Source organism: Sphingomonas abaci (assembly GCF_014199625.1).
GTDB lineage: Bacteria > Pseudomonadota > Alphaproteobacteria > Sphingomonadales > Sphingomonadaceae > Sphingomonas > Sphingomonas abaci.
Genome location: NZ_JACHNY010000001.1, coordinates 724,060 through 749,294 on the forward strand (window position 1 = coordinate 724,060; position 25,235 = coordinate 749,294).

General features: G+C 69.0%; 26 protein-coding genes and 1 other RNA gene. 15 read left to right on the forward strand and 12 right to left on the reverse strand.

The annotated features are described in order from the left end of the window. Nucleotides 1–159 precede the first annotated feature (159 nt). From rimP to rbfA, 6 genes are all read left to right on the forward strand, one after another. Nucleotides 160–732 carry a ribosome maturation protein RimP gene (gene rimP, locus GGQ96_RS03195; protein ID WP_246360018.1) on the forward strand — a complete coding sequence of 191 codons (573 nt, stop codon included), beginning with the start codon at nucleotides 160–162 and terminating at the stop codon, nucleotides 730–732. Next, nucleotides 732–2,384, forward strand: coding sequence for a transcription termination factor NusA (gene nusA, locus GGQ96_RS03200; protein WP_184111442.1), 1,653 nt, complete (start codon nucleotides 732–734; stop codon nucleotides 2,382–2,384). The genes rimP and nusA overlap by 1 nt, the downstream gene beginning before the upstream one ends. Next, nucleotides 2,384–2,608 carry a tautomerase family protein gene (locus GGQ96_RS03205; RefSeq protein ID WP_184111443.1) on the forward strand — a complete coding sequence of 75 codons (225 nt, stop codon included), beginning with the start codon at nucleotides 2,384–2,386 and terminating at the stop codon, nucleotides 2,606–2,608. The genes nusA and GGQ96_RS03205 overlap by 1 nt, the downstream gene beginning before the upstream one ends. Continuing rightward, a complete protein-coding gene (locus GGQ96_RS03210; protein ID WP_184111444.1) occupies nucleotides 2,589–3,350 on the forward strand; it encodes a DUF448 domain-containing protein in 762 nt (253 codons plus the stop codon). Before GGQ96_RS03205 ends, GGQ96_RS03210 begins: the two co-directional genes overlap by 20 nt. Beyond that, nucleotides 3,347–6,244 (forward strand): translation initiation factor IF-2, encoded by a 2,898-nt coding sequence (infB, locus tag GGQ96_RS03215; RefSeq protein WP_184111446.1) that lies wholly within the window; start codon nucleotides 3,347–3,349, stop codon nucleotides 6,242–6,244. The genes GGQ96_RS03210 and infB overlap by 4 nt, the downstream gene beginning before the upstream one ends. Nucleotides 6,245–6,330: 86 nt before the next feature. Beyond that, entirely contained in the window at nucleotides 6,331–6,726 is a 396-nt protein-coding gene (gene rbfA / locus GGQ96_RS03220; protein ID WP_184111448.1) for a 30S ribosome-binding factor RbfA, read from the forward strand. Nucleotides 6,727–6,960: 234 nt separating this feature from the next. Here the strand turns inward: rbfA and wrbA are convergent, their stop codons facing one another. Both wrbA and GGQ96_RS03230 read right to left on the reverse strand, forming a co-directional pair. Continuing rightward, a complete protein-coding gene (gene wrbA, locus GGQ96_RS03225; protein WP_184111450.1) occupies nucleotides 6,961–7,563 on the reverse strand; it encodes an NAD(P)H:quinone oxidoreductase in 603 nt (200 codons plus the stop codon). Between the two features lie 43 nt (nucleotides 7,564–7,606). After that, nucleotides 7,607–8,323, reverse strand: a complete 717-nt coding sequence (locus tag GGQ96_RS03230) for a pirin family protein (protein ID WP_184111452.1) — start codon at nucleotides 8,321–8,323, stop codon at nucleotides 7,607–7,609. A gap of 114 nt (nucleotides 8,324–8,437) precedes the next feature. On the opposite strand from GGQ96_RS03230, the gene GGQ96_RS03235 reads away from it, so the two are divergent. The 3 genes from GGQ96_RS03235 to ctrA all read left to right on the forward strand — a co-directional run bounded on the left by GGQ96_RS03235 (nucleotide 8,438) and on the right by ctrA (nucleotide 11,323). Then, entirely contained in the window at nucleotides 8,438–9,373 is a 936-nt protein-coding gene (locus GGQ96_RS03235; protein WP_184111454.1) for a LysR family transcriptional regulator, read from the forward strand. A gap of 7 nt (nucleotides 9,374–9,380) precedes the next feature. Continuing rightward, a complete protein-coding gene (locus tag GGQ96_RS03240) occupies nucleotides 9,381–10,520 on the forward strand; it encodes an AI-2E family transporter (RefSeq protein WP_184111456.1) in 1,140 nt (379 codons plus the stop codon). A gap of 101 nt (nucleotides 10,521–10,621) precedes the next feature. After that, entirely contained in the window at nucleotides 10,622–11,323 is a 702-nt protein-coding gene (gene ctrA, locus GGQ96_RS03245; protein ID WP_184111458.1) for a response regulator transcription factor CtrA, read from the forward strand. 213 nt (nucleotides 11,324–11,536) lie between these two features. Here the strand turns inward: ctrA and GGQ96_RS03250 are convergent, their stop codons facing one another. Then, nucleotides 11,537–13,192, reverse strand: coding sequence for an amidohydrolase (locus GGQ96_RS03250; RefSeq protein ID WP_184111461.1), 1,656 nt, complete (start codon nucleotides 13,190–13,192; stop codon nucleotides 11,537–11,539). Nucleotides 13,193–13,248: 56 nt separating this feature from the next. On the opposite strand from GGQ96_RS03250, the gene GGQ96_RS03255 reads away from it, so the two are divergent. After that, entirely contained in the window at nucleotides 13,249–14,493 is a 1,245-nt protein-coding gene (locus GGQ96_RS03255) for a threonine ammonia-lyase (protein WP_184111462.1), read from the forward strand. A gap of 77 nt (nucleotides 14,494–14,570) precedes the next feature. Here the strand turns inward: GGQ96_RS03255 and GGQ96_RS03260 are convergent, their stop codons facing one another. Continuing rightward, a complete protein-coding gene (locus tag GGQ96_RS03260) occupies nucleotides 14,571–14,816 on the reverse strand; it encodes a hypothetical protein (protein WP_184111464.1) in 246 nt (81 codons plus the stop codon). 177 nt (nucleotides 14,817–14,993) lie between these two features. Here GGQ96_RS03260 and GGQ96_RS03265 point away from each other — a divergent pair, with 177 nt between their 5' ends. After that, nucleotides 14,994–15,800, forward strand: a complete 807-nt coding sequence (locus tag GGQ96_RS03265; RefSeq protein ID WP_184111465.1) for an arginyltransferase — start codon at nucleotides 14,994–14,996, stop codon at nucleotides 15,798–15,800. Nucleotides 15,801–15,867: 67 nt separating this feature from the next. On the opposite strand, the gene ffs is transcribed toward GGQ96_RS03265, so the two are convergent. The 6 genes from ffs to GGQ96_RS03295 all read right to left on the reverse strand — a co-directional run bounded on the left by ffs (nucleotide 15,868) and on the right by GGQ96_RS03295 (nucleotide 19,113). After that, nucleotides 15,868–15,965: signal recognition particle sRNA small type (gene ffs / locus GGQ96_RS03270), an RNA gene on the reverse strand. Nucleotides 15,966–16,021: 56 nt separating this feature from the next. Beyond that, nucleotides 16,022–16,255: a hypothetical protein gene (locus GGQ96_RS03275; RefSeq protein ID WP_184111466.1), complete on the reverse strand. Its 234-nt coding sequence runs from the start codon at nucleotides 16,253–16,255 to the stop codon at nucleotides 16,022–16,024. A gap of 24 nt (nucleotides 16,256–16,279) precedes the next feature. Continuing rightward, nucleotides 16,280–16,579, reverse strand: coding sequence for a hypothetical protein (locus tag GGQ96_RS03280; RefSeq protein WP_184111467.1), 300 nt, complete (start codon nucleotides 16,577–16,579; stop codon nucleotides 16,280–16,282). Between the two features lie 139 nt (nucleotides 16,580–16,718). Then, on the reverse strand, nucleotides 16,719–17,021 hold the full coding sequence (locus GGQ96_RS03285) for a 2Fe-2S iron-sulfur cluster-binding protein (protein ID WP_184111468.1): 303 nt from the start codon (nucleotides 17,019–17,021) through the stop codon (nucleotides 16,719–16,721). Next, entirely contained in the window at nucleotides 17,018–18,097 is a 1,080-nt protein-coding gene (locus tag GGQ96_RS03290; protein ID WP_184112208.1) for a cysteine desulfurase family protein, read from the reverse strand. The genes GGQ96_RS03285 and GGQ96_RS03290 overlap by 4 nt, the downstream gene beginning before the upstream one ends. Next, complete coding sequence (locus GGQ96_RS03295; RefSeq protein ID WP_246360123.1) at nucleotides 18,094–19,113, reverse strand: cysteine desulfurase family protein; 1,020 nt, start codon at nucleotides 19,111–19,113, stop codon at nucleotides 18,094–18,096. The genes GGQ96_RS03290 and GGQ96_RS03295 overlap by 4 nt, the downstream gene beginning before the upstream one ends. Nucleotides 19,114–19,242: 129 nt before the next feature. Between GGQ96_RS03295 and GGQ96_RS03300 the strand changes: the two genes are divergently transcribed. Then, nucleotides 19,243–19,899 (forward strand): alpha/beta hydrolase, encoded by a 657-nt coding sequence (locus GGQ96_RS03300; RefSeq protein ID WP_184111470.1) that lies wholly within the window; start codon nucleotides 19,243–19,245, stop codon nucleotides 19,897–19,899. Between the two features lie 114 nt (nucleotides 19,900–20,013). On the opposite strand, the gene GGQ96_RS03305 is transcribed toward GGQ96_RS03300, so the two are convergent. Together GGQ96_RS03305 and GGQ96_RS03310 are read right to left on the reverse strand one after the other, a co-directional pair. Further along, nucleotides 20,014–20,193, reverse strand: coding sequence for a hypothetical protein (locus GGQ96_RS03305; RefSeq protein ID WP_184112282.1), 180 nt, complete (start codon nucleotides 20,191–20,193; stop codon nucleotides 20,014–20,016). After that, nucleotides 20,190–21,164, reverse strand: coding sequence for a pyridoxal-phosphate dependent enzyme (locus tag GGQ96_RS03310; RefSeq protein ID WP_184111471.1), 975 nt, complete (start codon nucleotides 21,162–21,164; stop codon nucleotides 20,190–20,192). The genes GGQ96_RS03305 and GGQ96_RS03310 overlap by 4 nt, the downstream gene beginning before the upstream one ends. A 139-nt stretch (nucleotides 21,165–21,303) precedes the next feature. Between GGQ96_RS03310 and GGQ96_RS03315 the strand changes: the two genes are divergently transcribed. The 3 genes from GGQ96_RS03315 to GGQ96_RS03325 all read left to right on the forward strand — a co-directional run bounded on the left by GGQ96_RS03315 (nucleotide 21,304) and on the right by GGQ96_RS03325 (nucleotide 25,159). Beyond that, the gene (locus tag GGQ96_RS03315; protein WP_184111472.1) at nucleotides 21,304–22,539 is read left to right on the forward strand and encodes a type III PLP-dependent enzyme domain-containing protein; all 1,236 of its coding nucleotides are present in this window, start codon (nucleotides 21,304–21,306) and stop codon (nucleotides 22,537–22,539) included. 190 nt (nucleotides 22,540–22,729) lie between these two features. Further along, nucleotides 22,730–23,782: a 1,9-bis(guanidino)-5-aza-nonane synthase gene (locus GGQ96_RS03320; RefSeq protein ID WP_184111474.1), complete on the forward strand. Its 1,053-nt coding sequence runs from the start codon at nucleotides 22,730–22,732 to the stop codon at nucleotides 23,780–23,782. A 240-nt stretch (nucleotides 23,783–24,022) separates the two neighbouring features. Beyond that, complete coding sequence (locus tag GGQ96_RS03325) at nucleotides 24,023–25,159, forward strand: helix-turn-helix transcriptional regulator (protein ID WP_184111476.1); 1,137 nt, start codon at nucleotides 24,023–24,025, stop codon at nucleotides 25,157–25,159. Nucleotides 25,160–25,235 lie beyond the last annotated feature (76 nt).

A 25,235-nucleotide genomic window follows, 5' to 3' on the forward strand; every position in this document is an offset into this window, starting at 1 on the left:
GGGATGCAACGTGCCGATATCCGCCTTGGATGCAACATCGATCGGCAAGGCTTGTGGAATGGTGGCGATTCGCATATATCCGCGTCGCTTTCTCTACATCGCCAGATGCGGAGGCTGCGGGGCCCCGCTCCGCGGCGGCGCCCTCGCATGGAGTTCCGCTTGACCGATATCGCTGCCCTGACCGCCCTGATCGAACCCGAAGCGCGCGCGCTGGGTTTCGCATTGGTGCGCGTGAAGATGACCGGCGGCAAGTCGGACCCGACGCTCCAGGTGATGGCCGAGCGGCCCGACACGCGTCAGCTGACGATCGAGGATTGCACCGCCCTGTCGCACCGCATCTCCGATCGGCTCGACGCGCTGGAGGCGGCCGGCCGCGACCCTATCGCCGAGGCGTACCGGCTGGAGGTGTCCAGTCCCGGCATCGACCGGCCGCTGACCCGGCTATCCGACTATCGCGACTGGACGGGTCATGAGGCGCGCGTCCGCCTGACCGAGGCGGTGGACGGCCGCAAGCAGCTGACCGGCGACATCGCGGGGGTCGAGGGCGACCGCATCTCGATCGACCTGGGCCAGCACGGCATCGCCACGATCGGCTTCGACCAGATCGACCATGCCAAGCTGGTGATGACCGACCGGCTCATCGCCGCCACCGCGCCGCTGTCGATGGACGGCGCCGACGAATTCGAAGATGCGCCTGACGAGGCGCCCGTATCAGCAGAGGATATCCACTGATGGCCACGGCCACCGCCAACCGCGCCGAACTGATCGCGATCGCCAACTCGGTCGCGTCTGAGAAGATGATCGATCGCGCGATCGTGATCGAGGCGATGGAGGACGCGATCCAGCGCGCCGCCCGGACCCGCTACGGCCAGGAAATGGATATCCGCGCGAAGCTGGACCCGAACAGCGGCGACCTGCGCCTGTGGCGCGTCGTCGAGGTGGTCGAGCTGGTCGACGACCTCTACAAGCAGGTGTCCGAGAAGGACGCGCAGAAGCTGAAGAAGGGCGCCGTCGTCGGCGACTTCCTGGTCGATCCGCTGCCCCCCATCGAATTCGGCCGCATCCAGGCGCAGGCGTCGAAGCAGGTCATCTTCCAGAAGGTCCGCGATGCCGAGCGCGAGCGGCAATATGAAGAGTTCAAGGACCGCCAGGGCGAAATCATCACCGGCGTCGTCAAGCGCGTCGAGTTCGGCCATATCGTCGTCGATCTGGGTCGCGCCGAGGGCGTGATCCGCCGCGACCAGCAGATTCCGCGCGAAGTAGTGCGCGTCAACGATCGCATCCGGTCGCTGATCCTGAAGGTGGTGCGCGAGAATCGCGGACCGCAGATCTTCCTGAGCCGCGCGCATCCCGACTTCATGAAGAAGCTGTTCGCGCAGGAAGTGCCCGAAATCTACGACGGCATCATCACCATCCAGGCGGCGGCTCGCGATCCTGGTTCGCGCGCGAAGATCGGCGTGATCAGCCGCGACAGCTCCATCGACCCGGTCGGCGCGTGCGTCGGCATGAAGGGCAGCCGCGTCCAGGCGGTGGTGCAGGAGATGCAGGGCGAGAAGATCGACATCATCCCCTGGTCGCCGGATATCGCCACCTTCGTCGTCAACGCGCTCCAGCCGGCCTCGGTCAGCCGCGTCGTGATCGACGAGGAGGAGGAGCGGATCGAGGTGGTGGTGCCCGACGACCAGCTGTCGCTGGCGATCGGCCGTCGCGGCCAGAATGTCCGGCTCGCCTCGCAGCTCACCGGCAAGGCGATCGACATCCTGACCGAGGCCGATGCCTCCGAAAAGCGCCAGAAGGAGTTCGTCGCCAATTCCGACCTGTTCCAGCAGGAGCTGGACGTGGACGAGACGCTGGCGCAGCTGCTGGTGGCCGAGGGCTTCACCAACCTCGAAGAGGTCGCCTATGTCGAGATCGACGAGCTGGCGGCGATCGAGGGCTTCGACGACGATCTGGCGCAGGAGCTGCAGAGCCGCGCGCAGGAGGCGCTCGACCGGCGCGAGCAGAACAATCGCGAGCAGCGCCGTGCGCTGGGGGTCGAGGATGCGCTGATCGACATGCCGTACCTGACCGAGGCGATGCTGGTCACCCTGGGCAAGGCGGGCATCAAGACGCTCGACGACCTCGCCGACCTGGCGACCGACGAGCTGGTCGAGAAGAAGCGCGCCGAGCCGCGCCGCCGCAACGACGACGGCAAGCGTCCGGAGCCCAAGGGCGGCATCCTGGCCGAATATGGCCTGAGCGACGAGCAGGGCAACGAGATCATCATGGCCGCGCGCGCCCACTGGTTCGCCGACGAAGAGGAGGAGGCTCCGGCCGCCGAGTCGTCGGACGAGGCGCAGGGCGTGGCCGGCGGCGATGACGCGACGGAGGATCATCAGGCCTGATGCCGTTCGTCAGCATCCGCATTTCCGGCACGGCGACGCGCGACCAGAAGGCCGCGATCGTCGCCGATGTCACCGACTCGCTGGTGCAGCGGCTGGGCAAGAACCCGGCCGCCGTCCAGATCGTGATCGAGGAAGTGCCGACCGAAAACTACGGGGCCGGCGGGCTGTTGCTCGCCGACCGCGACGCCGCGAAGGGAGACGCTGATGCGGTCCCCTCGCAATGAGACCCGTTCGCTAAACCAGCGCGCGCAAGCCGACATCGACGGTCCGGTCCGCAAGTGCATCCTGTCGCAGGATCGCGCCTCGCCCACCGCGCTGATCCGGCTCGCCCTGTCGCCCGACGGCGTGATCCTGCCAGATGTGCGCGCCAAGGCTCCGGGCCGGGGCGCGTGGATCGGCGTCGATCGCGCCGAGCTGGAAGTGGCGCTGGCCAAGGGCCGGTTGCGCGGCGCCTTGTCACGCGCGTTCAAGACCGGCGCTTTGACCATCCCCGACGATCTGCCGCAGCTGATCGAGTCCGCGCTGGAGCGCAACGCGCTCGACCGGCTGGGGCTGGAGGCGAAGGCGGGCACGCTGGTCACCGGATCCGACCGGATCGAAACGGCGGCGCGCTCCGGGCAGCTCCAGGCGCTCTATCATGCCGCCGATGCGCGTGAGGACGGGCGGCGCAAGCTGGCCCAGGCCTGGCGCGTCGGCAGCGATCGTGAAGGTTCCGATCTCAGGGGCTTGGCGTTACCGGTCGAACGCACCATATTGTCGTTGGCGCTGGGCCGCGAAAATGTGGTACACATCGCCCTGACCGACCGGCACGCAGCGAAGCGGGTGAGCGAAGCGCTCGACCGATGGCTGCATTTCATCGGATCCGAATCCTTATCGGCCCCTTGCGGAACGGCCCCGCAAGGCGCATCGGCGCCCGGTTCAGACCCGGCGTCTCCGGCCGTAGACGTACGCGAGGAATTTGAGTGAGCGAAACCGACAACGACAAGCCGAAGCTGGGCATGCGCGCGCCGCTGGGACTTCGCCGCACGGTGGAGACCGGCAAGGTGAAGCAGAGCTTCAGCCACGGCCGCTCGAACACGGTGATCGTCGAGACCAAGAAGGCGCGGACGTTCCGTCGCCCCGGGGAAGCCGCGCCTGCGGGCGAGGCGACGACGCCGGCCCCGGCCGCCGAAGTGGCGGTCGCGGCCCCGACGCCGGCCGCGCCCCCCGCGCCGGCCCCGCGCCCGGCACCGGCCAACGAGACCCCGCAGGAGCGGCAGGCCCGCCTGCTGCGCGAGGCGGAAGAGCAGCGGATGCACGCGCTGGAAGACGCGCGTCGCCGCGAGGACCAGGAGCGCGCCCGCGCCGCCGAGGAGGAGCGCCAGCGCGCCGCCGAACGGGCGCAGGCCGCGGCAGAGGCTGCCGCCAAGGCGGCCGAGCCGGCCCCCGCCCCGACGCCGGCTCCGGCGTCGGAGCCGGCCCCCGCGCCCGCACCGGTCGCCCCCCAGGTCGTGGCCGCGCCGCCCGCGCCCCCCGCCCCGCCGATCACGGTGGCGACGCCGGCCGGTCGTGGCTTCCGTCCGGTCGAGCGGCCGGTAATCCCGGCCCCCGCCCCCAAGGCAGACACGCCGGCGCCCGCGCCGGCTCCCGCACCGGCACCGGCTCCCACGCCGGCCCCCGCCCCTGTGGCGGCGCGTCCGGCCCCGGCCCCGGCACCCACCCCGGCGCGTCCGGTGGTCGAGCTGGCGCGCGATCCGTCGATGCCGGCCCCGCGCCGCTTCTCGCCGGTCGCGCGGCCCGAGCGTCCTCCGCCGCCCGCGCCCAAGCCGGCCGAGAAGCCTGCCGCCGCCGCCGCGCCGACCCCGGCTGCAAAGCCAGCCGAATCGTCGACGGCCCAGCCGCGCAGCTTCACCTCGGGTGCGGCGACGCCGCGCGCCGGGGCTCCCGCCACGCGGCCGCAGCAGCGCGACCGTCGCGGTGACGAGCGTCGTGGCGGCAAGCTGACCGTCAACCGTGCGCTCGGCAACGACGATGGCGCGCGCGCCCGTTCTCTCGCCGCGTTGAAGCGCGCGCGCGAGAAGGAGAAGCGTTCCTTCGGCGGCCCGCGCGAGCCGCAGGTCAAGCAGGTCCGCGACGTGCAGGTGCCCGAGGCGATCACCGTGCAGGAACTCGCCAACCGCATGGCCGAAAAGGGTGCGGACCTGGTCAAGACGCTGTTCAAGATGGGCATGCCCGTCACCATGACGCAGACGATCGACCAGGATACGGCCGAGCTGCTGGTGACCGAGTTCGGGCACAACATCGTCCGCGTTTCCGACAGCGACGTCGACCTGGCGGTCGACACCGCCGAGGATGCGGCCGAGGCGCTGCGCCCGCGTCCCCCCGTGGTCACGATCATGGGCCATGTCGACCATGGCAAGACCTCGTTGCTCGACGCGCTGCGCGGCACCGATGTGGTGCGCGGCGAGGCCGGCGGCATCACCCAGCATATCGGCGCCTATCAGGTCACGCTAAAGGACAAGTCGAAGGTCACCTTCCTCGACACGCCCGGCCACGAGGCCTTCACCCAGATGCGCGCGCGCGGTGCCGACGTCACGGATATCGTGGTGCTGGTGGTTGCGGCCGATGACGGGCTGATGCCGCAGACGATCGAGGCGATCAACCACACCAAGGCGGCCGGCGTGCCGATGATCGTGGCGATCAACAAGATCGACAAGCACGAGGCCAATGCCCAGAAGGTGCGCGAGCGCCTGCTGAGCGAGGAAGTGGTGGTCGAGGAGATGGGCGGCGACGTCCAGGACGTCGAGGTGTCGGCGCTCAAGAAGATCGGGCTGGATACGCTGATCGAGAAGATCCAGCTCCAGGCCGAGCTGATGGAGCTGTCCGCCAACCCGAACCGCCCGGCCGACGGCACGGTGATCGAGGCCAAGCTGGACAAGGGCCGTGGCCCGGTCGCGACCATCCTGGTCAATCGCGGCACGCTGAAGGTCGGCGACGTGTTCGTTGTCGGCGCGGAGAGCGGTCGCGTCCGCGCGCTGGTCGACGACAAGGGTCGCCAGATCAAGGAAGCGGGCCCGTCCATGCCGGTCGAGGTGCTCGGCCTGTCGGGCGTACCGTCGGCGGGCGACCCGCTGCAGGTGGTCGAGAACGAGGCGCGGGCGCGCGAAGTGGCGGAATATCGCCAGGGCGTGCTGACCCAGAAGCGCACCACCTCGGCCCCGGCCAGCCTGGAGTCGATGTTCTCGGCGCTGCGCCAGAACCAGGCGGCGGAATATCCGCTGGTGGTGAAGGCGGATACGCAAGGCACGGTCGAGGCGATCGTGGCGTCGATCAACAAGATCTCGACCGATCTGATCCGCGCCCGCATCCTGCATTCGGGCGTCGGTGGCATCACCGAGAGCGACGTGACGCTGGCGGGCGCGTCGGGCGCGCCGATCGTCGGCTTCAATGTCCGCGCCAATGCCAAGGCGCGCGAGATCGCCGAGCGGCAGAAGGTGGCGTTGAAATATTACGACGTCATCTACGACCTGATTGACGAGATTCGCGCCGGCATGGCCGGGCAGCTCGGGCCGGAGGCGTTCGAGACGGTGGTCGGCCGCGCCGAGATCCGCGAGGTCTTCTCCGCGGGCAAGCATGGCAAGGCGGCTGGTCTGCTGGTCGTCGACGGCGTCATCCGCAAGGCGCTCAAGGCGCGCATCATGCGCAACGACGTCATCATCTATCAGGGTGAGATCGCGTCGCTGCGCCGCTTCAAGGACGATGTCGCTGAAGTGCGCGCCGGCCTGGAGTGCGGCGTGACCTTCTCGAACAATTTCGTGGATATCCGCTCCGGCGACTATCTCGAAACCTTCGAGGTCGAGCTGCGCGAGCGCACCCTATAAGCGGGCGCGCGACCGGTGGCGGCCTTGCCGCCGCCGGTCGCCCCCGGATTTTTTCGCCGCCCGCAGACCGGCGGTGCAGGACGACCATGAAACATCAAAGCGACGCCGCCCCCGAAAAGTCCGTCCGCACGCTGCGCGTCGGCGAGCAGGTGCGGCATATCCTGTCCGAAATCCTGCAGCGCGGCGACGTGCATGACGACGTGCTGTCCAAGCATATGGTGTCAGTGACCGAGGTGCGCATGTCGCCCGATCTGCGTCACGCCACGGTGTTCGTGAAGCCGTTGCTCGGCAAGGACGAGGCGGCGGTGCTGAAGGCGCTGCGCACCAACACCGCCTATCTGCAGCGCGAGGTCGCGACGCGGATCAAGATGAAATATGCCGCGAAGCTCAAGTTCCTGGCGGACGAGAGCTTCGACGAGGGCAGCCATATCGACCAGCTGCTGCGCGCGCCGCAGGTGGCGCGGGACCTGGGCGAGGAGTGATCGCAGCCCCGTCCGGCAGATAGGTTAAGCCAAACCTGTCCGCCAATGTGTTCCCCGACGAAGGCCGGGTAACGATTGGGAAGGTGGCTGTACCGGAGCGCTGCGCGTCATCACAAGCGTCCCCGAACTGGACCCCGGCCTTCGCCGGGGAACAAGAACCTATAAGTTCGCGAGCGGTCACGCCTCACGAACCGGTCGCGGGGCGTCAGCTTTCGCCGACACCCCGCTTCCCAATCAACCGAACAGCTTCGCCGCCGTCTCGGCAATCCGCTTGCCCTGATAGCGCGCGCCGGCCAGCTCCTCGGCATGCGGCTGGCGGCTGCCGTCGCCATCCGCGATCGTCGTCGCGCCATACGGCGAGCCGCCCAGCACCTCGGCGACGCCCATCTGGCCCTGGAAGCCATAATCCAGGCCGACGATCGTCATGCCATGGTGCAGCAGGTTGGTGATGATGGAAAACAGCGTCGTCTCCTGCCCGCCATGCTGGCTGGCGGTCGAGGTGAACGCGCCGCCGACCTTGCCGATCAGCTTGCCCTGAAACCACAGGCCGCCGGTCGTGTCCCAGAAGGCCGCCATCTGGCTGGGCATCCGGCCATAGCGGGTCGGCGCGCCGACGATGATCGCGTCATAGTCCGCCAGCGCGTCCGGCCCTTCGATCAGCGGGTGGGCGGTGTCGGTCTTGAAATGCGCGGCCTCGACCACCGCCTGCGGCGCGGTCTCGGCGACGCGACGGATATCGACCTGCGCGCCGGCTTCACGCGCGCCCTCGGCGACGGCATCGGCCATCTGCTCGATATGGCCATAGGACGAATAGTATAGCACCAGAACCTTGGTCATCGGTCACTCCTTCTCGAAACAGTTCAGCGATCCCGGCTGAGGATCATTCGGCGTCGACCAAGACGATCTCGGCGTCCTCGGTGGCCGCAATCTGATAGGTGCGGCCGCCCGACAGCGCCGCGCCGTCGCGGGCGTCGAACGTCTGGCCGTCGATCGTGATCCGCCCGGTGGCGGGCACCAGATAGGCGTGGCGGCCGGGCTCCACGATATGGCTGGTCGCCTCGCCCGCCTTCAGCGTCGCGCCCATCACCCGCGCCCTGGCCAGGATCGGCAGCGCATCCGCATCCTCGGCGAAACCGGAGGCCAGCGTCACGAACCGGCCCGAACGCTCGCCCCTGGGAAACGGCTTGGCGCCCCAATGCGGCTCGCCGCCCCGGCTGGTCGGCTCGATCCAGATCTGGAACAGCGTGGTCGGCTCGTCCTCCAGATTATATTCCGCATGACGGACGCCCGATCCGGCGCTCATCACCTGCACGTCGCCGGCGGCGGTGCGGCCCGTGTTGCCCAGCGAGTCCTGGTGGGTGATCGCGCCGCTGCGGACATAGGTGACGATCTCCATGTCGCGGTGCGGATGCGGCGGGAAGCCGCTCTGCGGCGCGATGACATCGTCGTTCCACACCCGGATCGCGCCCCAGCCCATCCGCTCGGGATCATGATAGCCGGCGAAGGAGAAATGATGCCGCGCGTCGAGCCAGCCATGGTTCGCATGGCCCAGCGTGGCGAAGGCGCGGCGGTCGATGGTCGTGATCGTGTCGGACATGATGTCGAACTCCTGTGATGCCGCCAAGATAAGCGCTTGGCGGGTCGCGTAAACGGAAACGGTGGAAACCGATCGTTTCCGGAGATAAGCATCCCGCGAAGGAGCACTGCCGCCATGCGTCTGCCGGATTTGGAAGCCTGGGCGATCTTCGCCGCAGTGGCGGAGCATCGCTCGTTCAGCGGCGCGGCCGCCGCGATCGGCCTCAGCAAGGCGACCGTGTCCAAGGCGGTGTCGCGGCTGGAGGCGCAGATCGGCCAGTCGCTGTTCCATCGCACCTCGCGGCGCTTGGCGCTGACCGAGGCGGGGCGGCCGCTCGCCGATCATGCCGCGCGCCTGCTGGCGGAGGCGCGCGCCGCCGAGGAGGCCGCGCACGACGCCGCCGCCTCCCCCGCCGGCCGGGTACGGCTCGCCGTGCCGATGAGCTTCGGCATCGCCAATGTCGCGCCCCTGGTCGCGCGTTTCCTGGCGCAGCATCCGGGCGTGGAGATCGACCTGCACTTGTCGGACGCCCGTATCGACATCGTCGCCGAGGGCTTCGACGTGGCGCTGCGCATCGGCGACCTGGCCGACAGTTCGCTGCGCGCCCGCCGGCTGTGCGGCATCGCCAGCCATATCGTCGCCGCCCCCGCCTATCTGGCCGCCGCCGGCGCGCCCGCGCATCCGGGCGACCTGACCGGCCACCGGCTGCTCGGCTACGCCAATGCCCCCGGACCCTGGCGGTTCGCCGATGCGGAGGGGACGGTGTTGACGGTGCGCGTCGATGGGCCGCTGACCGCCAATAGCGGCGACGCGCTGGTGCCGGCGCTGCTCCAGGGACTGGGCATTGCACGGCTGCCCGGCTTCATCGTCGGACCGCATCTGGCCAGTGGCGCATTGGTCGCGATTCTGCCGGACTGGACGCCGCCGGCGATCGGGTTGCACCTGCTCACCCCGCCCAGCCCCCTGCGCCCGGTGCGGGTCGAGGCGCTGATCGCCTTTCTCGCCGAGCATCTGCGCGATCCTTGCGCCGCCGCGACAAGACCTGTCGCGGGCGGCCAAGCTCTGCCATGATCGGCGCATGAGCTTCGACGATCCCGCGATCCGGCCCGACCCGCCCGCCGGTCGCCTGGCCCCCGACGAGTCGGACGGCCGGTTCATCCGCCGCACCGTCATCCTGGTGGTGCTGGCGGCGGTGGTGCTGGCGCTGTGGCGGGCGAGCGACCTCCTGATCCTCGCCTTCGGCTCGGTGCTGGGCGCGACCGTGATCCATGCCTTTGCCGATCTCTATGGCCGCCGCCTCAAGATGCCGGGCAAGGCGGCGCTGGGCGCGGCGATGGCGACCGTGCTGGCGGCGATCGCCTTCCTGGTCTGGCTGTTCGGCGTCGCCTTCCGCCAGCAGCTCAACGCGCTCGTCACCGCGCTGCCCGGCCTGATCGACCAGTTCGCGCGCTGGGCCAGCCAGTCGCCGGTGGGCGCCAAGATCGTCGATGCGGTGCGCGCCGCCTTTGCCGGCAGCCGCGTCGCGCAGGATATCGGCGGACTGGCGCAGGGCACGGGCGAGCTGATCCTGAACGCGCTGCTCCTGCTGGTCGGCGCCTTCTTCTTCGCGGGCGATCCCAAGGTCTATGAGCGCGGCCTGTTGCTGCTGGTGCCGCCCAAGCACCGCCCGGCGGTGGAGGATGCGCTGGTCGACGTGGCGGTGACACTGCGCCTGTGGCTGCGATCGTCGCTGATCCTGATGACGACGATGGGGGTGCTGGTCGGCATCGGCCTGGCGCTGTCGGGCGTGCCCTCCGCCGCTGCGCTCGGCCTGCTGGCGGGCCTGTCGGAATTCATCCCCTATGTCGGTCCGACCGCCGCGATGCTGCCCGCGCTCGGGCTGGCGGCGATCCACGGCACCGGGCCCGTCGTCGGGACGCTGGCGACCTATGCGATCGTGCGGCTGATCCAGACCAACTTCATTACCCCTTATGTTCAGCAACGCGTGATCTCGATCCCGCCCGCCATCACCGTTTTCGCGATCATCGGCATCGGCGTGGTCTTCGGAATCTTCGGCCTGTTCTTCTCGGCGGCGCTGCTGGTGGTGTTCTTCACCCTGATTCGCAGCCTGTACCTGCGCGAAGTGCTGGGCGAGCCGATCCCGCGCGTCGTCCATCCATCGGACGTTCAGAAAAATGAAGCGAAGATGGAACGGCAAGCGTTTTCCGATCGTCTCTAACCAGAAATTAACCTTTTGCCTTCAGAGGTTCTTTGGTTAATGAATCCGGGCCGACCGATTCCGTGGGATGGAATTGCCGGCTCGTGACAGGGGACTGGCTGATGCGCGTGCTGCTGATCGAGGACGAGCCGACCACGGCGAAGGCCATCGAGCTCATGCTCTCCACCGAGGGCTTCAACTGCTACACGACCGACCTGGGCGAGGAAGGCCTGGATCTGGGCAAGCTGTATGATTACGACATCATCCTGCTCGACCTGAATCTGCCGGACATGCACGGTTATGACGTGCTGAAGAAGCTGCGGGTGGCGCGGGTGACGACCCCGGTGCTGATCCTGTCGGGCGTCAACGAGATGGACTCGAAGGTGCGCAGCTTCGGCTTCGGCGCCGACGATTACGTCACCAAGCCGTTCCATCGCGAGGAACTGATCGCGCGCATCCATGCCGTGGTCCGCCGGTCGAAGGGGCATAGCCAGTCGGTGATCCGCACCGGCAAGCTCGCCGTCAATCTCGACGCCAAGACGGTCGAGGTCGATGGCGCACGCGTGCACCTGACCGGCAAGGAATATGCGATGCTGGAGCTGTTGTCGCTTCGCAAGGGCACGACGCTCACCAAGGAGATGTTCCTGAACCATCTCTATGGCGGCATGGACGAGCCCGAACTGAAGATCATCGACGTCTTCATCTGCAAGCTGCGCAAGAAGCTGTCGCTGGCGTGTGAGGGCGACAACTATATCGAGACCGTCTGGGGCCGCGGCTATGTGCTGCGCGACTCGGAGGATGCGGAGATCAACGCCGTCGCCTGAACAGGTTCACCCGTGGGGGGTTGATCGCCGCGCGTTCTCTCTGGGGACGCGCGGCTTTTCATGTTGGCGGGTGGTGGAGCCCGCTACTCGCTCCTGACAAGGGAGGTTTCAGGCCGCGGCCTGACCGAGGGTGTCACCGGCGGCGATCGACTCCGCTCCACCAGGCGACCCCCGCGAGGCTTCAACCACGCCTCCACTATCGGGGGGCATGCCCTATTTCCGCGACCACATCTTCTCGCCGCCGACCCAGGTCTCCTGCACCTGGGTGGTGCGGAGCTCGGCGGGCGAGGCGGCGGTCGGGTCGCGGTCGACGATCAGGAAATCCGCGCGCTGGCCCGGCGCCAACCGCCCGAACTTGGTCTCGGCGAAGGCGGCATAGGCACCGCCCTGGGTGAAGGCCCGCCAGGCCTGTTCGCGCGTGACCGCCTCTTCGGGCCGCCAGCCGCCGGGCGGCTGCCCCTGCGCATCCTCGCGCGAGATGGCGGCGGCCCAGCCGGCGAAGGGATCGGGACTCTCCACCGGATAGTCGGAACCGAAGGCCAGCGGCACGCCGTTCGCCAGCATCGTCCGCCACGCATAGGCCCCGGCCAGCCGCGCCGGCCCCAGTCGCGCCTCCGCCATCACCCGGTCGCTGGTCGCATGGACCGGCTGCATCGACGCGATCGTGCCATGCTGGCCAAACCGCTTCAGGTCGGCCGGGTCGACGATCTGGGCATGTTCGATCCGCCAGCGTCGGTCGCCCTTGTAGGTCTCCGACAGCTCGTCGATCGCGCCCAGCACCTCGGCATTGGTGGCGTCGCCGATCGCATGGACCGCGACCTGGTAGCCGTCCATCGCCGCGCGGCTCATCAGGTTGCGCAGCACCGTGTCGGACAGGAAGCCCAGCCCCGATTCGCGCGGCGCATCGGCGTAGGGCGCCTTCAGCCAAGCGCCGCGCGAGCCCAGTGCGCCATCGCCGTACAGCTTCACGCCCGCCAGCCGCAGCCGGTCCTGATAGAGCCAGGGGGTCGGCCCCTTGCCGCCGATCCGCACCGTATCCTCGATGCCGGCGCCATAGCTGATCACGCGGATGCGCAGGTTGCCGATATCGCCCATGCGGCGATAGGTCAGCCAGTCGTCGACGCTGGTGCCCATGTCGGCGGTGGCGGTGACGCCGTTCGCCAGCAGCAGCGCCTGCGCCTTGAGAAAGGCGAGGTCGCGCTCCTTGGGCAAGGGCTGCGGCACCACTTTCTGGACCAGCGCCTGCGCGGCGTCGACGAACACGCCGGACGGCTGGCCGCCGCTCTTCTCGATCCGTCCGCCGGCCGGCGACACGGTCTTGGCGGTCACCCCCGCCTCGCGCAGCGCGACGCTGTTCGCCCAGCCGGCATGGCCATCGGCGCGGGCCAGCCAGACCGGCCGGTCTGGCACCGCCGCATCCAGGTCGGCGGCGGTGGGGAAGCGGCCCAGTCCCCAGGCCTCCTGGTTCCAGCCGCCGCCCAGGATCCACTTGCGGTCGGGATTGGCGGCGGCATAGGCGCGGATGCGCGCCTGCGCCTCGGCCAGCGTACGCGCGCCCGACAGGTCGAGTTCGAGCTGGCGGAAGCCGAGCTCCAGCACATGGCCATGCGAATCGACGAAGCCGGGGATCAGCACCCGCCCCTTCATGTCCGCGCGCCAGTCGAGCTTATCGGGCCGCTTGTCCTTCGCCGACAGCAATTTGGTGACCTTGCCGTCGAGCGACATCAGCAGGCCGGTGAAGCGGACGACCTTGCCATCCGCGTCCAGCGTGATGCCCGTGACATTGTCGACCAACGCGTCCGCGCTCGCCGCCACGGGCCAGGCGATCAGCGACAGGGCGACCAGGCCCTTGATTGCATATCCTTGCATGACATCGGCGCATAAGCGGTGTTTCCACGCCGCACCAGACGGTCTAACGACGCCCGATGACAACTCAGGTGAATGCGCCCACGGCTACACTGCCCGTTTCCATCGACGATGTCCGGGCCGCCCATGCGCGCATTCGCGATGCGATCGTCCGCACGCCGACCCTGGTCAGCCGCACCCTGTCGCAACTGACCGGCGCGACCGTCTATCTGAAGTTCGAGAATCTGCAGTTCACCGCCGCGTACAAGGAGCGCGGCGCGCTCAACACGCTGCTCCAGCTCAGCGACGCGGCGAAGGCGCAGGGCGTGATCGCCGCCTCGGCCGGCAATCACGCGCAAGGCCTGGCCTATCACGCCAACCGGCTGGGCGTGCCCGCTACGATCGTGATGCCGCGCAACACGCCGACCGTGAAGGTGGTGCAGACCGAGGGGCATGGCGCGACCGTGGTGCTGGAGGGCGAGACGTTCGACGCCGCCTATGCCCATGCCCGGGTGCTGGAAGGCGAGCGCGGCTATACCTTCGTCCATCCGTTCGACGATCCGCGCATCATCGCCGGCCAGGGCACGCTGGCGCTGGAGATGCTGGAGGATGCGCCCGATATCGACACGTTCATCGTGCCGATCGGCGGCGGGGGCCTGATCTCGGGCCTGGCGACCGTCGCGCACGCCGCCGACCGGCCGGTCGAGGTGGTCGGCGTCCAGGCCGAACTCTATCCGTCGATGTACAACCGCATCCATGGCACCGACCTGCCCTGCGCCGGCGATACGCTGGCGGAGGGGATCGCGGTCAAGGAGCCGGGCGGGATCACCGCGCGGATCGTCGCCGCGCTGGTCGACGATCTGGTGCTGGTCGGCGAGCGGCAGCTGGAACAGGCGGTCAGCCTGTTGCTCCAGATCGAGAAGACGGTGGTGGAGGGCGCGGGCGCGGCCGGTCTGGCGGCGCTGCTTGCCCATCCGGACCGGTTCCGGGGGCGGACGGTCGGCGTTGTGCTGTGCGGCGGCAATATCGATACGCGGCTGCTGGCCAATGTGCTGCTGCGCGACCTGGCGCGGTCCGGCCGGCTGGCCCGCTTGCGCATCCGGTTGCAGGATCGCCCCGGCGCCTTGTTCCACGTCGCCCGGATCTTCGATCAGGAACGCGTGAACATCATTGAGGTCTACCATCAGCGCGTCTTCACGACACTGCCCGCCAAGGGGCTGATCACCGATATCGAGTGCGAGACGCGCGACCGGGCGCATCTGGACCGGCTGATCGCGGGCTTGCGCGATGCCGGTTATGAAACCAGCCAGGTCGAACTGGCCTGAACATCTAATGGCAAGGGAAACGGCGGGAAAGGGGAAACGGCGGGAAAGGCCGAAGCCCTTCCCGCCGCGCAGCACGATTAGTTGCTGTCCGAGTTGTCGTCCTTGACGACGGCGACAACGCCGATCGCCACGACGCCGGCCGCGATCAGCGCACCGAGCAGCGCGCCGCCACCGGCCGCCTTGTTGGCCTTCGCCGACGGCGCGCTGGCGCGCACCGACTTGGCGACCGACAGCGACGACGCCGGATTGGCGGGCGCGGCCATTGCGGGGACCGAGATCGCCGACGCGGCGAGAAGGGCGACGGCAGAGGTGAACTTCTTCATAAAAATCCTCCCATTGGGAAATTCGGCAACGCAACTAGGATCAGGACGTTCCCCACCCGATATCGTGTATCCGGCCTCTGTGACGCCGTTGACACAATTTGATGGTAAACCTCCTTTTCAGATCCAGTCGCTACCGACATATAACAGCGTAACGACTTTTGTGGGGGTTTTTCGGCGGTGACCGCGCCTTTTCGTTTTCCGCGCTTCTTCGTCACGACGCCGTCGCCCTGCCCGTACCTTCCGGGACGGCAGGAACGAAAGGTGTTTACGGAGTTGACGGGCCCCCATGCCAGCGAGCTGAACGACGCGCTCAGCCGCATCGGCTTCCGCCGCAGCCAGGGCGTGGCCTATCGCCCGTCCTGCACCGGCTGCACCGCTTGCGTATCCGTGCGGGTGATCAATGCCGACTTCGTGCCCAATGCGACGCAGCGCAAGTTGCTGCGACGCAACGCGGATTTGGAAGTGGTCGCGTGCCGCGCCTGGGCGACCGACGAGCAGTACCAACTGCTCCGCCGCTATCTTGGCCATCGCCATCCGGGCGGCGGCATGGCCAATATGGACGAGGACGACTTCGCCGACATGGTCGAACATTCGCCGGTCGATTCGCTGATCGTCGAATATCGCGAGCCGCCGGTGAACGGCCGACGCGGCAAGCTGGTGGGCGCCTGCCTGACCGACCGCCAGGCTGACGGGCTGTCAATGATCTACAGCTTCTTCGCGACCGACGGGGATGGCGGTGATTCGCCGATCCGGCCGGGCCTGGGCAATCTGATCATCATGGATCACATCATGCGGGCGCGGGAGGCGGGCCTGCCCTATCTCTACCTGGGCTATTGGGTGAAGGGTTCGGCGCGCATGGCGTACAAGACGCGCTACCGGCCCCTGGAGGTGCTGGGGCCGTCGGGCTGGCGGTTGCTGCGCGACGAGGATGCGGCAGAGACCGGCTATCCGCAGACCGGCGCCGCGGTCGGCAAGCCGGTCTGAGTCCAACTCGACAGGATGGCGGATACGACAAGGGCCAGGACGCATCCGCGTCTCTGGCCCTATGTCATGCGGTGGGAGCCGGAACGACCCGCGGCGAAATCGTTGCGGCTGCTTCCTTCCGGATCTGACCGGGTTGGCGACGACCACGTCCGCCCGACTCCCGCGCGCCCTATGGCGGAGCCGGGCGGCGGGATCAAGCCCTCTCCCGCCCGGCCGGTCGATCAGCGATAGCGGCGCACGGTGCGGCACACCCGCTCGCGATGACCATGGACCCAGCGGTTGGTGCAGACCTTGCGGGTCGTGACGCGCTGACGGTGGTGGGGGCGTGCATCGTGGCGGACCACGGTGCGCTCGTGGACGACGGTGCGCTGCGCCGCTGCGGGGGTGGCGAGGGCGATCGGCGACAGGCCGGTGAGCGCGACCAGGCCGGCCGCCATGAAGGTCTTGATGGTCATGATCTTATCCTTTTCGTCGAGGGCTTAACGATAGACGCGATAGCATTGCCGGCCGTAATAGCCGCGCTCGCAGATCAACCGGCCGCGATCCCGGCCATGGGCCCAACGCGGCCCGCGATCCCAGCGATGGCCGCCCTGCCACCGAGGTCCGCGATCGTCACGCCAGCCATAGCCATGGCCGTAATGCCGGCCCGGCCCGCGCTCCCAGCCGGGGCCCCGATCCCAGCCGGGTCCGCGATGGTCCCACCGCTGCGCCTCGGCCGGCAGGGCGGCCAGGGTTCCGGTGGCGAGCAGGCCGGCACCGATCAGTGCTGCAATCTTCATGGCTCGATACTCCGTTACGCACCCGCCGGATGAAGCGGGTATGACCAGAGGATTACGACCATGGCGATGGATCACGGCTGAACCCGCCGTTGTCGCGCTGTCAGGAATGTCAACCGAAAACGATTGCGTTTGTAACAATTTATGTCACGCGTACGATCATGCCCGCCTGCGCCATGGTCAGGCGCACCTGACAGGCCAGCCGGCTGGTGCGCGTCGCGGCGGGCACCAGGTCGAGCATGTCCTCCTCCGCCTCGCTCGGTGGCGGCAGGCGGTCGGCATCCTCGGCGGCGATGACGACATGACAGGTCGCGCAGGCGAGCTGGCCACCGCACGTCCCCTCCAGCGGCATCCCCGCCGCCTGCGCCACGTCGAGCAGCCGCGCCCCGACGTCTGCCTCGACAGCCACGCGCCCGCCGCGATGCTCGAAGACCAGCGGGATCATTGCGCCGCCGCCGCGTCGGCGATCCGCTCCAGCGCGGCGACCAGCGCGACTTCCGACGTGTCGCGGCCGAAGCCGATGCGGATCGACGACCGCGCCGCCGCCTCCGACAAGCCGATCGCGCGCAGCACATGGCTGGACCGCCCCGAACCGCTGGCGCAGGCCGATCCGGCGGAAAAGGCCAGGTCGCGGCAATCGCTCATCAGCCGCGCGACATCCAGGCCGGGCCGCCGCACATTGACATTGCCATGGTATCGCCGCGCCGAATCGCCGTTCAGCGTCCAGCCGCGCGCCGGCGACAGGGTCGCGCGCGCCGCCTGCCACAGGTGTTCGACATGCGCCGTATCCACGGCCGCCTGCTCGCGCATCAGCGTCGCCGCCGCGCCGAATCCCGCGCACAGCGCCGGGCTGAGCGTGCCCGACCGGCCGCCCTCCTGGTCGCCGCCGTGCAGCAGCGTCGCCGGCGCCCCGTTCCGCATCCACAAGCCGCCGATCCCCTTGGGACCATGGACCTTGTGCGCCGACAACGCGATCCAGTCGACGCCTTCGGGCATGGCGACACGGCCATAGCCCTGCACCGCGTCGCACAGCATCGTCGCACCGACCGCGTGCGCCAGCGCAGCCAGGTCGGCGACCGGCTGGATCACCCCGATCTCGTTGTTGACCAGCATCGCCGCGACCAACCCGACGCCCGGGCGGATCGCCGCGCGCGCCGCGGCCAGGTCGACCAGCCCATCCGCGCCGACCGGCAGGATCGTGACGTCGCGCCCGTGCGCCGCCTCGGCCGCGACGCTGTCGAGCACGGCCGCATGTTCGGTGGCGATCGTGACGATGCCGCCCTCGCTTCCCTTGATCGCCCAGTTGATCGACTCGGTCGCGCCGCCGGTGAAGGCCAGCCGCCCGCCCGCCGGCAGCAGCGCGGCGACCGAATCGCGCGCCACCTCGACCCCCGCCCGCGCCAGGCGCCCGGCGCGATGCGCGCTGTGCGGATTGCCATGCTGGTCGGTGAACCAGGGCAGCATCGCCGCCAGGGCCTCGGGCGCGAGCGGCGTCGTCGCCTGGTAGTCGAGATAGGTCATGCCGCGAACCGGCCGGTCGCCCGCGCCATCGCGCGCCACGCGACGACGAACGCCTCAACCTGCGCCACCGTTGTGGTGCGACCGAAGCTGACGCGGATCACCTCGCGGCTGTCCTCGGCGCGCCAGCCCATCGCCGCCAGCACGTGGCTGGGCTTCATGCTGCCGCTGGCGCAGGCGCTGCCGGCCGACACCGCGAAGCCTGCCAGGTCGAGGCGGATCAGCTGGGTCGTCGCGGCGACGCCGGGCAGCCGATAGGCGCCGATCGCGGGATGCCGCCAGCCGCCCGCCGCGACGGCGATGCCGCCCGAACGCGTGATCCGGTCATCGAGCATCGCGCGCAGCTCCGCATGATCCGGCTCCGGCTCGGCGAGCGCGGCGGCATAGCCGAGCGCCCCCGGCAGGTTCTCGGTGCCCGGCCGATAGCCGCGCTCCTGTCCACCGCTGGGGCTCAGCAGCGCCAGGTCCCGGACCAGCAGCGCGCCGATCCCCGGCGGCCCGCCGCGCTTGTGCGCCGACAGGGCGATCAGGTCGGCATGGCCGGCCAGCGCCGGGTCCGCGCCTGCCGGCATCTGCGCGGCATCAACCAGCAGGTGCGCGCGCGCCGCATGGACCGCCTCCGCGATCGCCGCGATCGGCTGGCGCAGGCCCGTCTCGCTATTCGCCCATTGCACCGCGACCAGGTCGCCCGGCGCCGGCCGCAGCGCAGCCGGATCGACCAGCCCGTCCGCGCCCACCGGCAGCGTCCGCGCATCGGCGCGCACGCGCAGCACCGCGTCATGCTCGACCGCGCTGACATGGATGCGCCCCGCCGGCTGGAAGCGGCCGAGCGCGATCGCCAGCGCCTCGCTCGCCCCGCTGGTGAACAGCAGTTCGTGCCGCCAGCCATAGGCGGCGGCCACCGCGCCCCGCGCATCCTCCAGCGCCGCTTTCGCCGCCCGCCCTTCGGCGTGCGGGCTGGACGGATTGGCCCAGCGCGCCATCCCCTCCAGGACAGCCGCACGGGCGGCGTCGGTCATCATCGTGGTGGCGGCATGATCGAGATAGGTGCGCAAAGCCGGGGCCGTTTCGATTGCGGAAGGAGGCGTGAGGCTTATATAGCGCCCCATATCTCCCGCTCCACCCTGGGGCCTAGCCCGAGTTTTCCGATGCCCGAAGTCATCTTTCCCGGACCCGAGGGTCGCCTGGAGGGGCGTTTCGCCCCCGCCCCCCGGCCGCGCGCGCCCGTCGCCATGATCCTGCACCCGCATCCTTCCTCCGGGGGCACGATGAACAACCGCATCGTGCAGGAACTCTACAAGACGTTCCAGCGGCGCGGTTTCGCCACGCTGCGCTTCAACTTCCGCGGGGTCGGCAAGAGCCAGGGCGTGTTCGACAACGGCATCGGCGAGCTGTCCGACGCCGCCTCGGCGCTCGACTGGGTGCAGAGCTTCCATCCGGAAGCGTCGACGACCTGGGTGGCGGGCTTCGGCTTCGGCGCGTGGATCGGCATGCAACTGCTGATGCGCCGGCCGGAGATCCGCGGCTTCATCTCGATTGCGCCGCCCGCCAACATGTTCGACTTCACCTTCCTCGCCCCCTGCCCCTCCTCGGGCATCATCATCCAGGGCGAGCAGGACGAGGTGGTGACGCCCGGCGCGGTGCAGAAGCTGGTCGACAAGCTGCGCACCCAGAAGCACATCACCATCCACCACGACACGATTCCCAAGGCGAACCATTTCTTCGAGCATGAGATGCCCGAGCTGATGGGGTCGGTGGACCGCTATCTCGACATGCGCCTGGACCCGCGCTCGCCGATCAAGTGATCGCGACCGCTTCGGCGTGATCGCGGATGAAGCCCGCTGGTCGCTCGACCGGCGGGCTTCGTGTTGGGACGGGCGCCTGGAACGCCGGGCAGAGCGCGAAATCCGCCTGCCGTGCTATATCGACCAGATCACCACGTTCCCCAGCAGCACCGCCGCCAGCACGATCATCAACACGCCCTTGCGCCGGTCGCGCCGCCCCCGGATCAGCCGCACGCCGCCGATCAGGCAAGCGAAGCAGGCCAGCATCGCCAGGCTCGGCGCGGCCGCCGCGATGCCGCCGAGCGGCCCGGTCACGCGGTGCCCGCCGCCGCCAGCGCGCGCGCATAGGCGGCCAAGTCGACATTGCCGCCCGACAGCACCACGAGCGTGCCGTCCGCCGGCGCCACCTGCCCGGTCAGCACCGCCGCCAGCGCCACCGCGCCGCCCGGCTCGATCACCAGCCGCAGCCGCTCCGCCGCCCAGGCTTGCGCGCGCCCGATCGCGGCCTCGCTGACCGCCAACCCTTCCGCCCCGCGCCGCGCCAGCACGTCGAAGGTCAGGGGCGATACGCGCGGCGTCTGCAGCGCATCGCAGGCGGTCGGCGGCGGCGCGTCGCCGACCGGCTCGATCCAGCCCGCCTCCAGGCTGCGGCGCATGTCGTCCCAGCCCTCTGGCTCGACCACCGTGATCCGCGCCTCGGGCAGGGCGAGCGCCATCCCCGCCGCCAGCCCGCCGCCGCCGCACGGCACCACCGCCTGAACGGGCGCGCCGACGCCCAGCGCCTGCATCTGCGCCGCCGCCTCGACCCCGCAACTCCCCTGTCCCTCGATGATCCAGGGATCGTCGAAGCTGGGCACCAGCACCGCGCCGCGCGCCTCCGCCAGCGCGGCGGCGATCGCCTCGCGGCTCTGCGTCGCGCGGTCATAGGCGACCACCTCCGCGCCCAGCGCCAGCGTCCCCTCCCGCTTCGCGCGCGGCGCATCGGCCGGCATGACGATGGTGGCCGCGATGCCGAGTCGCTTCGCCGCCCAGGCCACCCCTTGCGCGTGATTGCCCGACGAGAAGGCGACGACGCCGCGTCGCCGCTGCCCCTCGTCCAGCGCGGTCAGCCGGTGCCACGCCCCGCGCAGCTTGAACGCCCCCATGGGCTGCAATGATTCGGCCTTCAGGAACACGGTCCGGCCGCGAATCTCCGCCGTGTAGAGCGGTGTCGGCGGCACCACCCGCGCCAGCTTTTCCGCAGCGTCGCGCACCCCGGCGCGGGTCGGCTGTCGCAGGATTGTCACTTTTTACCGCTCCCTCGATTCAACCACTTTACATGTGGGTTCGGCGACCATAGATCGCGCCTCCGCTGCCCCATGGGACTTCCAACCGCAAGGCAGCTTTTGTCACCGTATGCCGCAAGGCAATTGGAGGTCCCTTGAGTTGCACAAGCATCATAGCGCGCTGGGGCTAGCGGCCCGTACGACCGCCGTTTCCTCCGTCCTGGAGCGCGGCATCGATATCGCCAAGCGGAAGCCGGTCGAACCGGTCACGCTCGTTCGCCCCCATGCCGCGGCACGGGCCGCCCGATTCTTCGTCGAGAGGTTTCCGGGCCGGTCGATGTATGCGGTCAAGGCGAATCCGTCTCCCGATCTGCTCCGTGTCCTGTGGGACAACGGCATCACCTTCTACGACACGGCGTCGATCGCCGAAGTGCGTCTGGTGAAGTCGACCCTGCCGGAGGCGACCTGCTGCTTCATGCATCCGGTCAAGTCCGAGGAAGCGATCGCCGAGGCGTATTTCGTCCATGGCGTGCGGACCTTCTCCCTTGACAGCATGGAAGAGCTGGCGAAGATCGTCCGTGGCACCGACGGCGCCACCGACCTGACGCTGTGCGTGCGGATGCGCGTGTCCTCCGAGTTCGCCAAGCTGAGCCTGGGCTCGAAGTTCGGCGTCGACCCGGCGGAGGCGGCGGAGCTGCTGATGGCGACCCGCCAGGTCGCCGACGCGCTCGGCATCTGCTTCCATGTCGGCAGCCAGACCATGTCGCCCGACGCGTACAGCAACGCGATGGAGCGGGTGCGCGCGGCGATCGTCGCGGCAGCGGTGACGGTCGACGTCATCGATGTCGGCGGCGGCTTCCCCTCGGCCTATCCGGGCATGACCCCGCCGCCGCTGGAGCGTTTCTTCGAGACGATCCATCGCGCGTTCGAGAGCCTGCCTGTGTCCTATTCGGCCGAGCTGTGGGCGGAGCCGGGCCGGGCGCTGTGCGCCGAGTACAGCTCGGTCGTGGTGCGCGTCGAGCGTCGCCGCGGCGATGAGCTGTTCATCAACGACGGTGCCTATGGCACGCTGTTCGATGCGGCGCATATCGGCTGGAAATATCCGGTCCAGCTCCTGCGCAAGCCGGAGTCGGACGCACGCGACATGGACTTCAGCTTCTGGGGCCCGACCTGCGACGATCTGGACTATATGAAGGGTCCGTTCCCGTTGCCGGCCGACACCAACACGGGCGACTATGTCGAGATCGGGATGCTGGGGGCCTACGGCGTCGCGATGCGGACCGGTTTCAACGGCTTCGGCACCGGCGAGACCGTCGTCACCGACGACGAGCCGATGCTGTCGGTCTATGCGGCCCCGGCCGTGGCGGCCCGCGCGAGCAACGTCGTCAAGCTGTAACCCGATCACCCTATCCCGCCCTTCCCCCCACCCGCCCCGGCGGACGGGGGGCGGGGTGGCATTGCGGCGTCGGCCGCGCTACCGCGCCGACACCGTCCACCAACCCCGTTCGCGCGTTTGTCGCGGGCGGCACTGCCGGGTTCCCGCGTCCCCTTAACGACGGCGGCTTCTCGATGATGATGGAACCATCATGACCGATTCTCCGATCAACGACACCCGCAAGGCCGAGCTGCTCTCGACCCAGGTCGAGCATATCGACATCACTTCGTTCGACGCGCGCCCGATCGTCGACGCGATGAAGAAGATGAGCTTCACCAGCCGCGACCTGGGCCGCGCCACCGACATCTACAACCAGATGCTGGCGGACAGGGACTGCTCGATCTTCCTGGTGATCGCCGGCTCGACCTCGGCCGGCGGCTGCATGGACCTCTATGCCGAGCTGGTGCGCAACAACATGGTCGACGGCATCGTCGCGACCGGCGCGTCGATCGTCGACATGGATTTCTTCGAGGGCCTGGGCCACAAGCATTACCAGGCGCTGGAGGTGCCGGACGACGACACGCTGCGCTCGCTCTACATCGACCGCATCTACGACACGTACATCGACGAGGAGCAGCTCCAGGACTGCGACTTCACGATCAACAAGATCGCGAACGAGCTGGAGCCGCGCGCCTATTCCAGCCGCGAGTTCATCCGGGCGATGGGCAAGTATCTGGTCGAGCACGGCAAGAAGGAGAACAGCCTGGTCAAGCTCGCCTATGAGCATGACGTGCCGATCTTCTGCCCGGCGTTCGTCGATTCCTCGGCCGGCTTCGGTCTGGTCAAGCACCAGGTCGACCAGGCCAAAGCGGGCAAGCCGTACCTGATGATCGACGCGGTCGCGGACTTCCGCGAGCTGACCGAGATCAAGATCCAGGCGGGCACCACCGGCCTGCTGATGATCGGCGGCGGCGTGCCGAAGAACTTCATCCAGGACACGGTCGTCTGCGCCGAGATCCTGGGCCATGAGGACGTGCAGGTGCATAAGTACGCGGTGCAGATCACCGTCGCCGACGTGCGCGACGGCGCCTGCTCCTCCTCGACGCTGCAGGAAGCGGCGAGCTGGGGCAAGGTGAACACCGGCATCGAGCAGATGGTGTTCGCCGAGGCCGGCTCGGTGATGCCGCTGCTGGCCTCCGACGCCTATCATCGCGGCCTGTGGAAGGACCGTCCGGTCCGCAAGTGGGGCGCCATCTTCGGCTGATCCCCCCGTCCATCGGCAAGTACTCTGCGCCCCCGTCGCTCGACCAGCGGCGGGGGCGCCTTGCGTTGCGGAGGGTCTTGGCCCCGACCCCACCATTATGAATAAATATTTAACATCCTTCACATAAGTTACGGATCGGACCTAACATCCTGCGCCATAAGGATGATCGGCGAACGATATCGGGGCTCGACCCGCAAACAGCCGGTATCCGGGGCAGGATGCGACGAACAGGAGAGTTTGATGCTAGGCAGCGACTCGGACATCGCCGACCCTATAACGCTGGTCGCCCGGCCGCCCGGCCCGAACCGCGCGCCGGAGAGCCGTGATACGCTGGACCGGTTCCTCGACGGCATCTGCCGCACGGTCGGCGCGCTCGCCGGCTGCCTGATCCCGCATGACGATCGCGCGATGGGTGCGATCATCCGCCCCTGCGGCTTCACCGCGCGCAACGACGAGGCGCGGGCCGCCTTGCGCGTCCTGCTGCGCGTCGAGGTGGAGCTGTCGCGGCGCGGCTATGGCTGGGTGCGCGACGCCGGCGCGCCCGACTATTGCGGCTTGGCGGTGGAAACGCCGATGCAGCATGGCGCGGGCCATCTGCTGCTGCTCTTCGCCTGCGACCAGCTGGAGGAGGAGGCGGTGATCGTCCAGGTGCTGGCGCTGGCCCCGGGGCTGGGCGCAATGGCGGGCGCGATGCACGAGGTCACGGTCGACCTGGCGCTCGCCGAACGCCGCCACCGCGCACTGGCGGCGGCCTTGCGGCAGAGCGAGTGCGGCACGGTGCTGGTCCGCGCCGACCATAGCGTGCTGTTCGCCAACCCCGCCGCCCAGGCGATCCTGAACGTGGCGGACGGAATGGAGCTGCGCCGCAACCTGCTACGCCCCGAACGCTACCAGGACGTGATCCGCTTCCAGGCGGCGCTCGACGCGGTGATCGCCCCGCCGCTCCATGCCAAGCCCGGCCGCAGCCGCAGCCTGATGATGCTGTTGGAACGGAGCAGCGCGCAGCGCCCGCTGATCGCGGTGATCGCCCCCACGGGATGCGAGGGGGCCGATGGCGGCATGGACGGCGGCGACCAGGGCGAGGCGGCCGCGATCGTCTATCTGATGCGGCCCGAATGCAGCGTCGCGCAGGGGCTGGAGGCGATCTGCCAGCTCCACGGCCTGTCGCCGGTCGAGACGCAACTGGTCTCGCACCTGGTCAGCGGCCTGCCACTGGTCGAGACCGCCGCGCAGATGCGCATCAAACCGGATACCGCCCGCACCTATCTGAAGCAGGTCTTCGCCAAGACCGACACGCACCGGCAAAGCGACCTGCTGCAACTGATGTTGCGTTACCAAAGGGCGGTGCGCGGCGACTTCCTGTTCGAATCGGCCTGACCGCCCCGATCCGGGCAAGATCGCCCTCAACGGCCGTCGCCCCCGGGGCGGCGGCCATTTTCGTGCCCGCCACCCT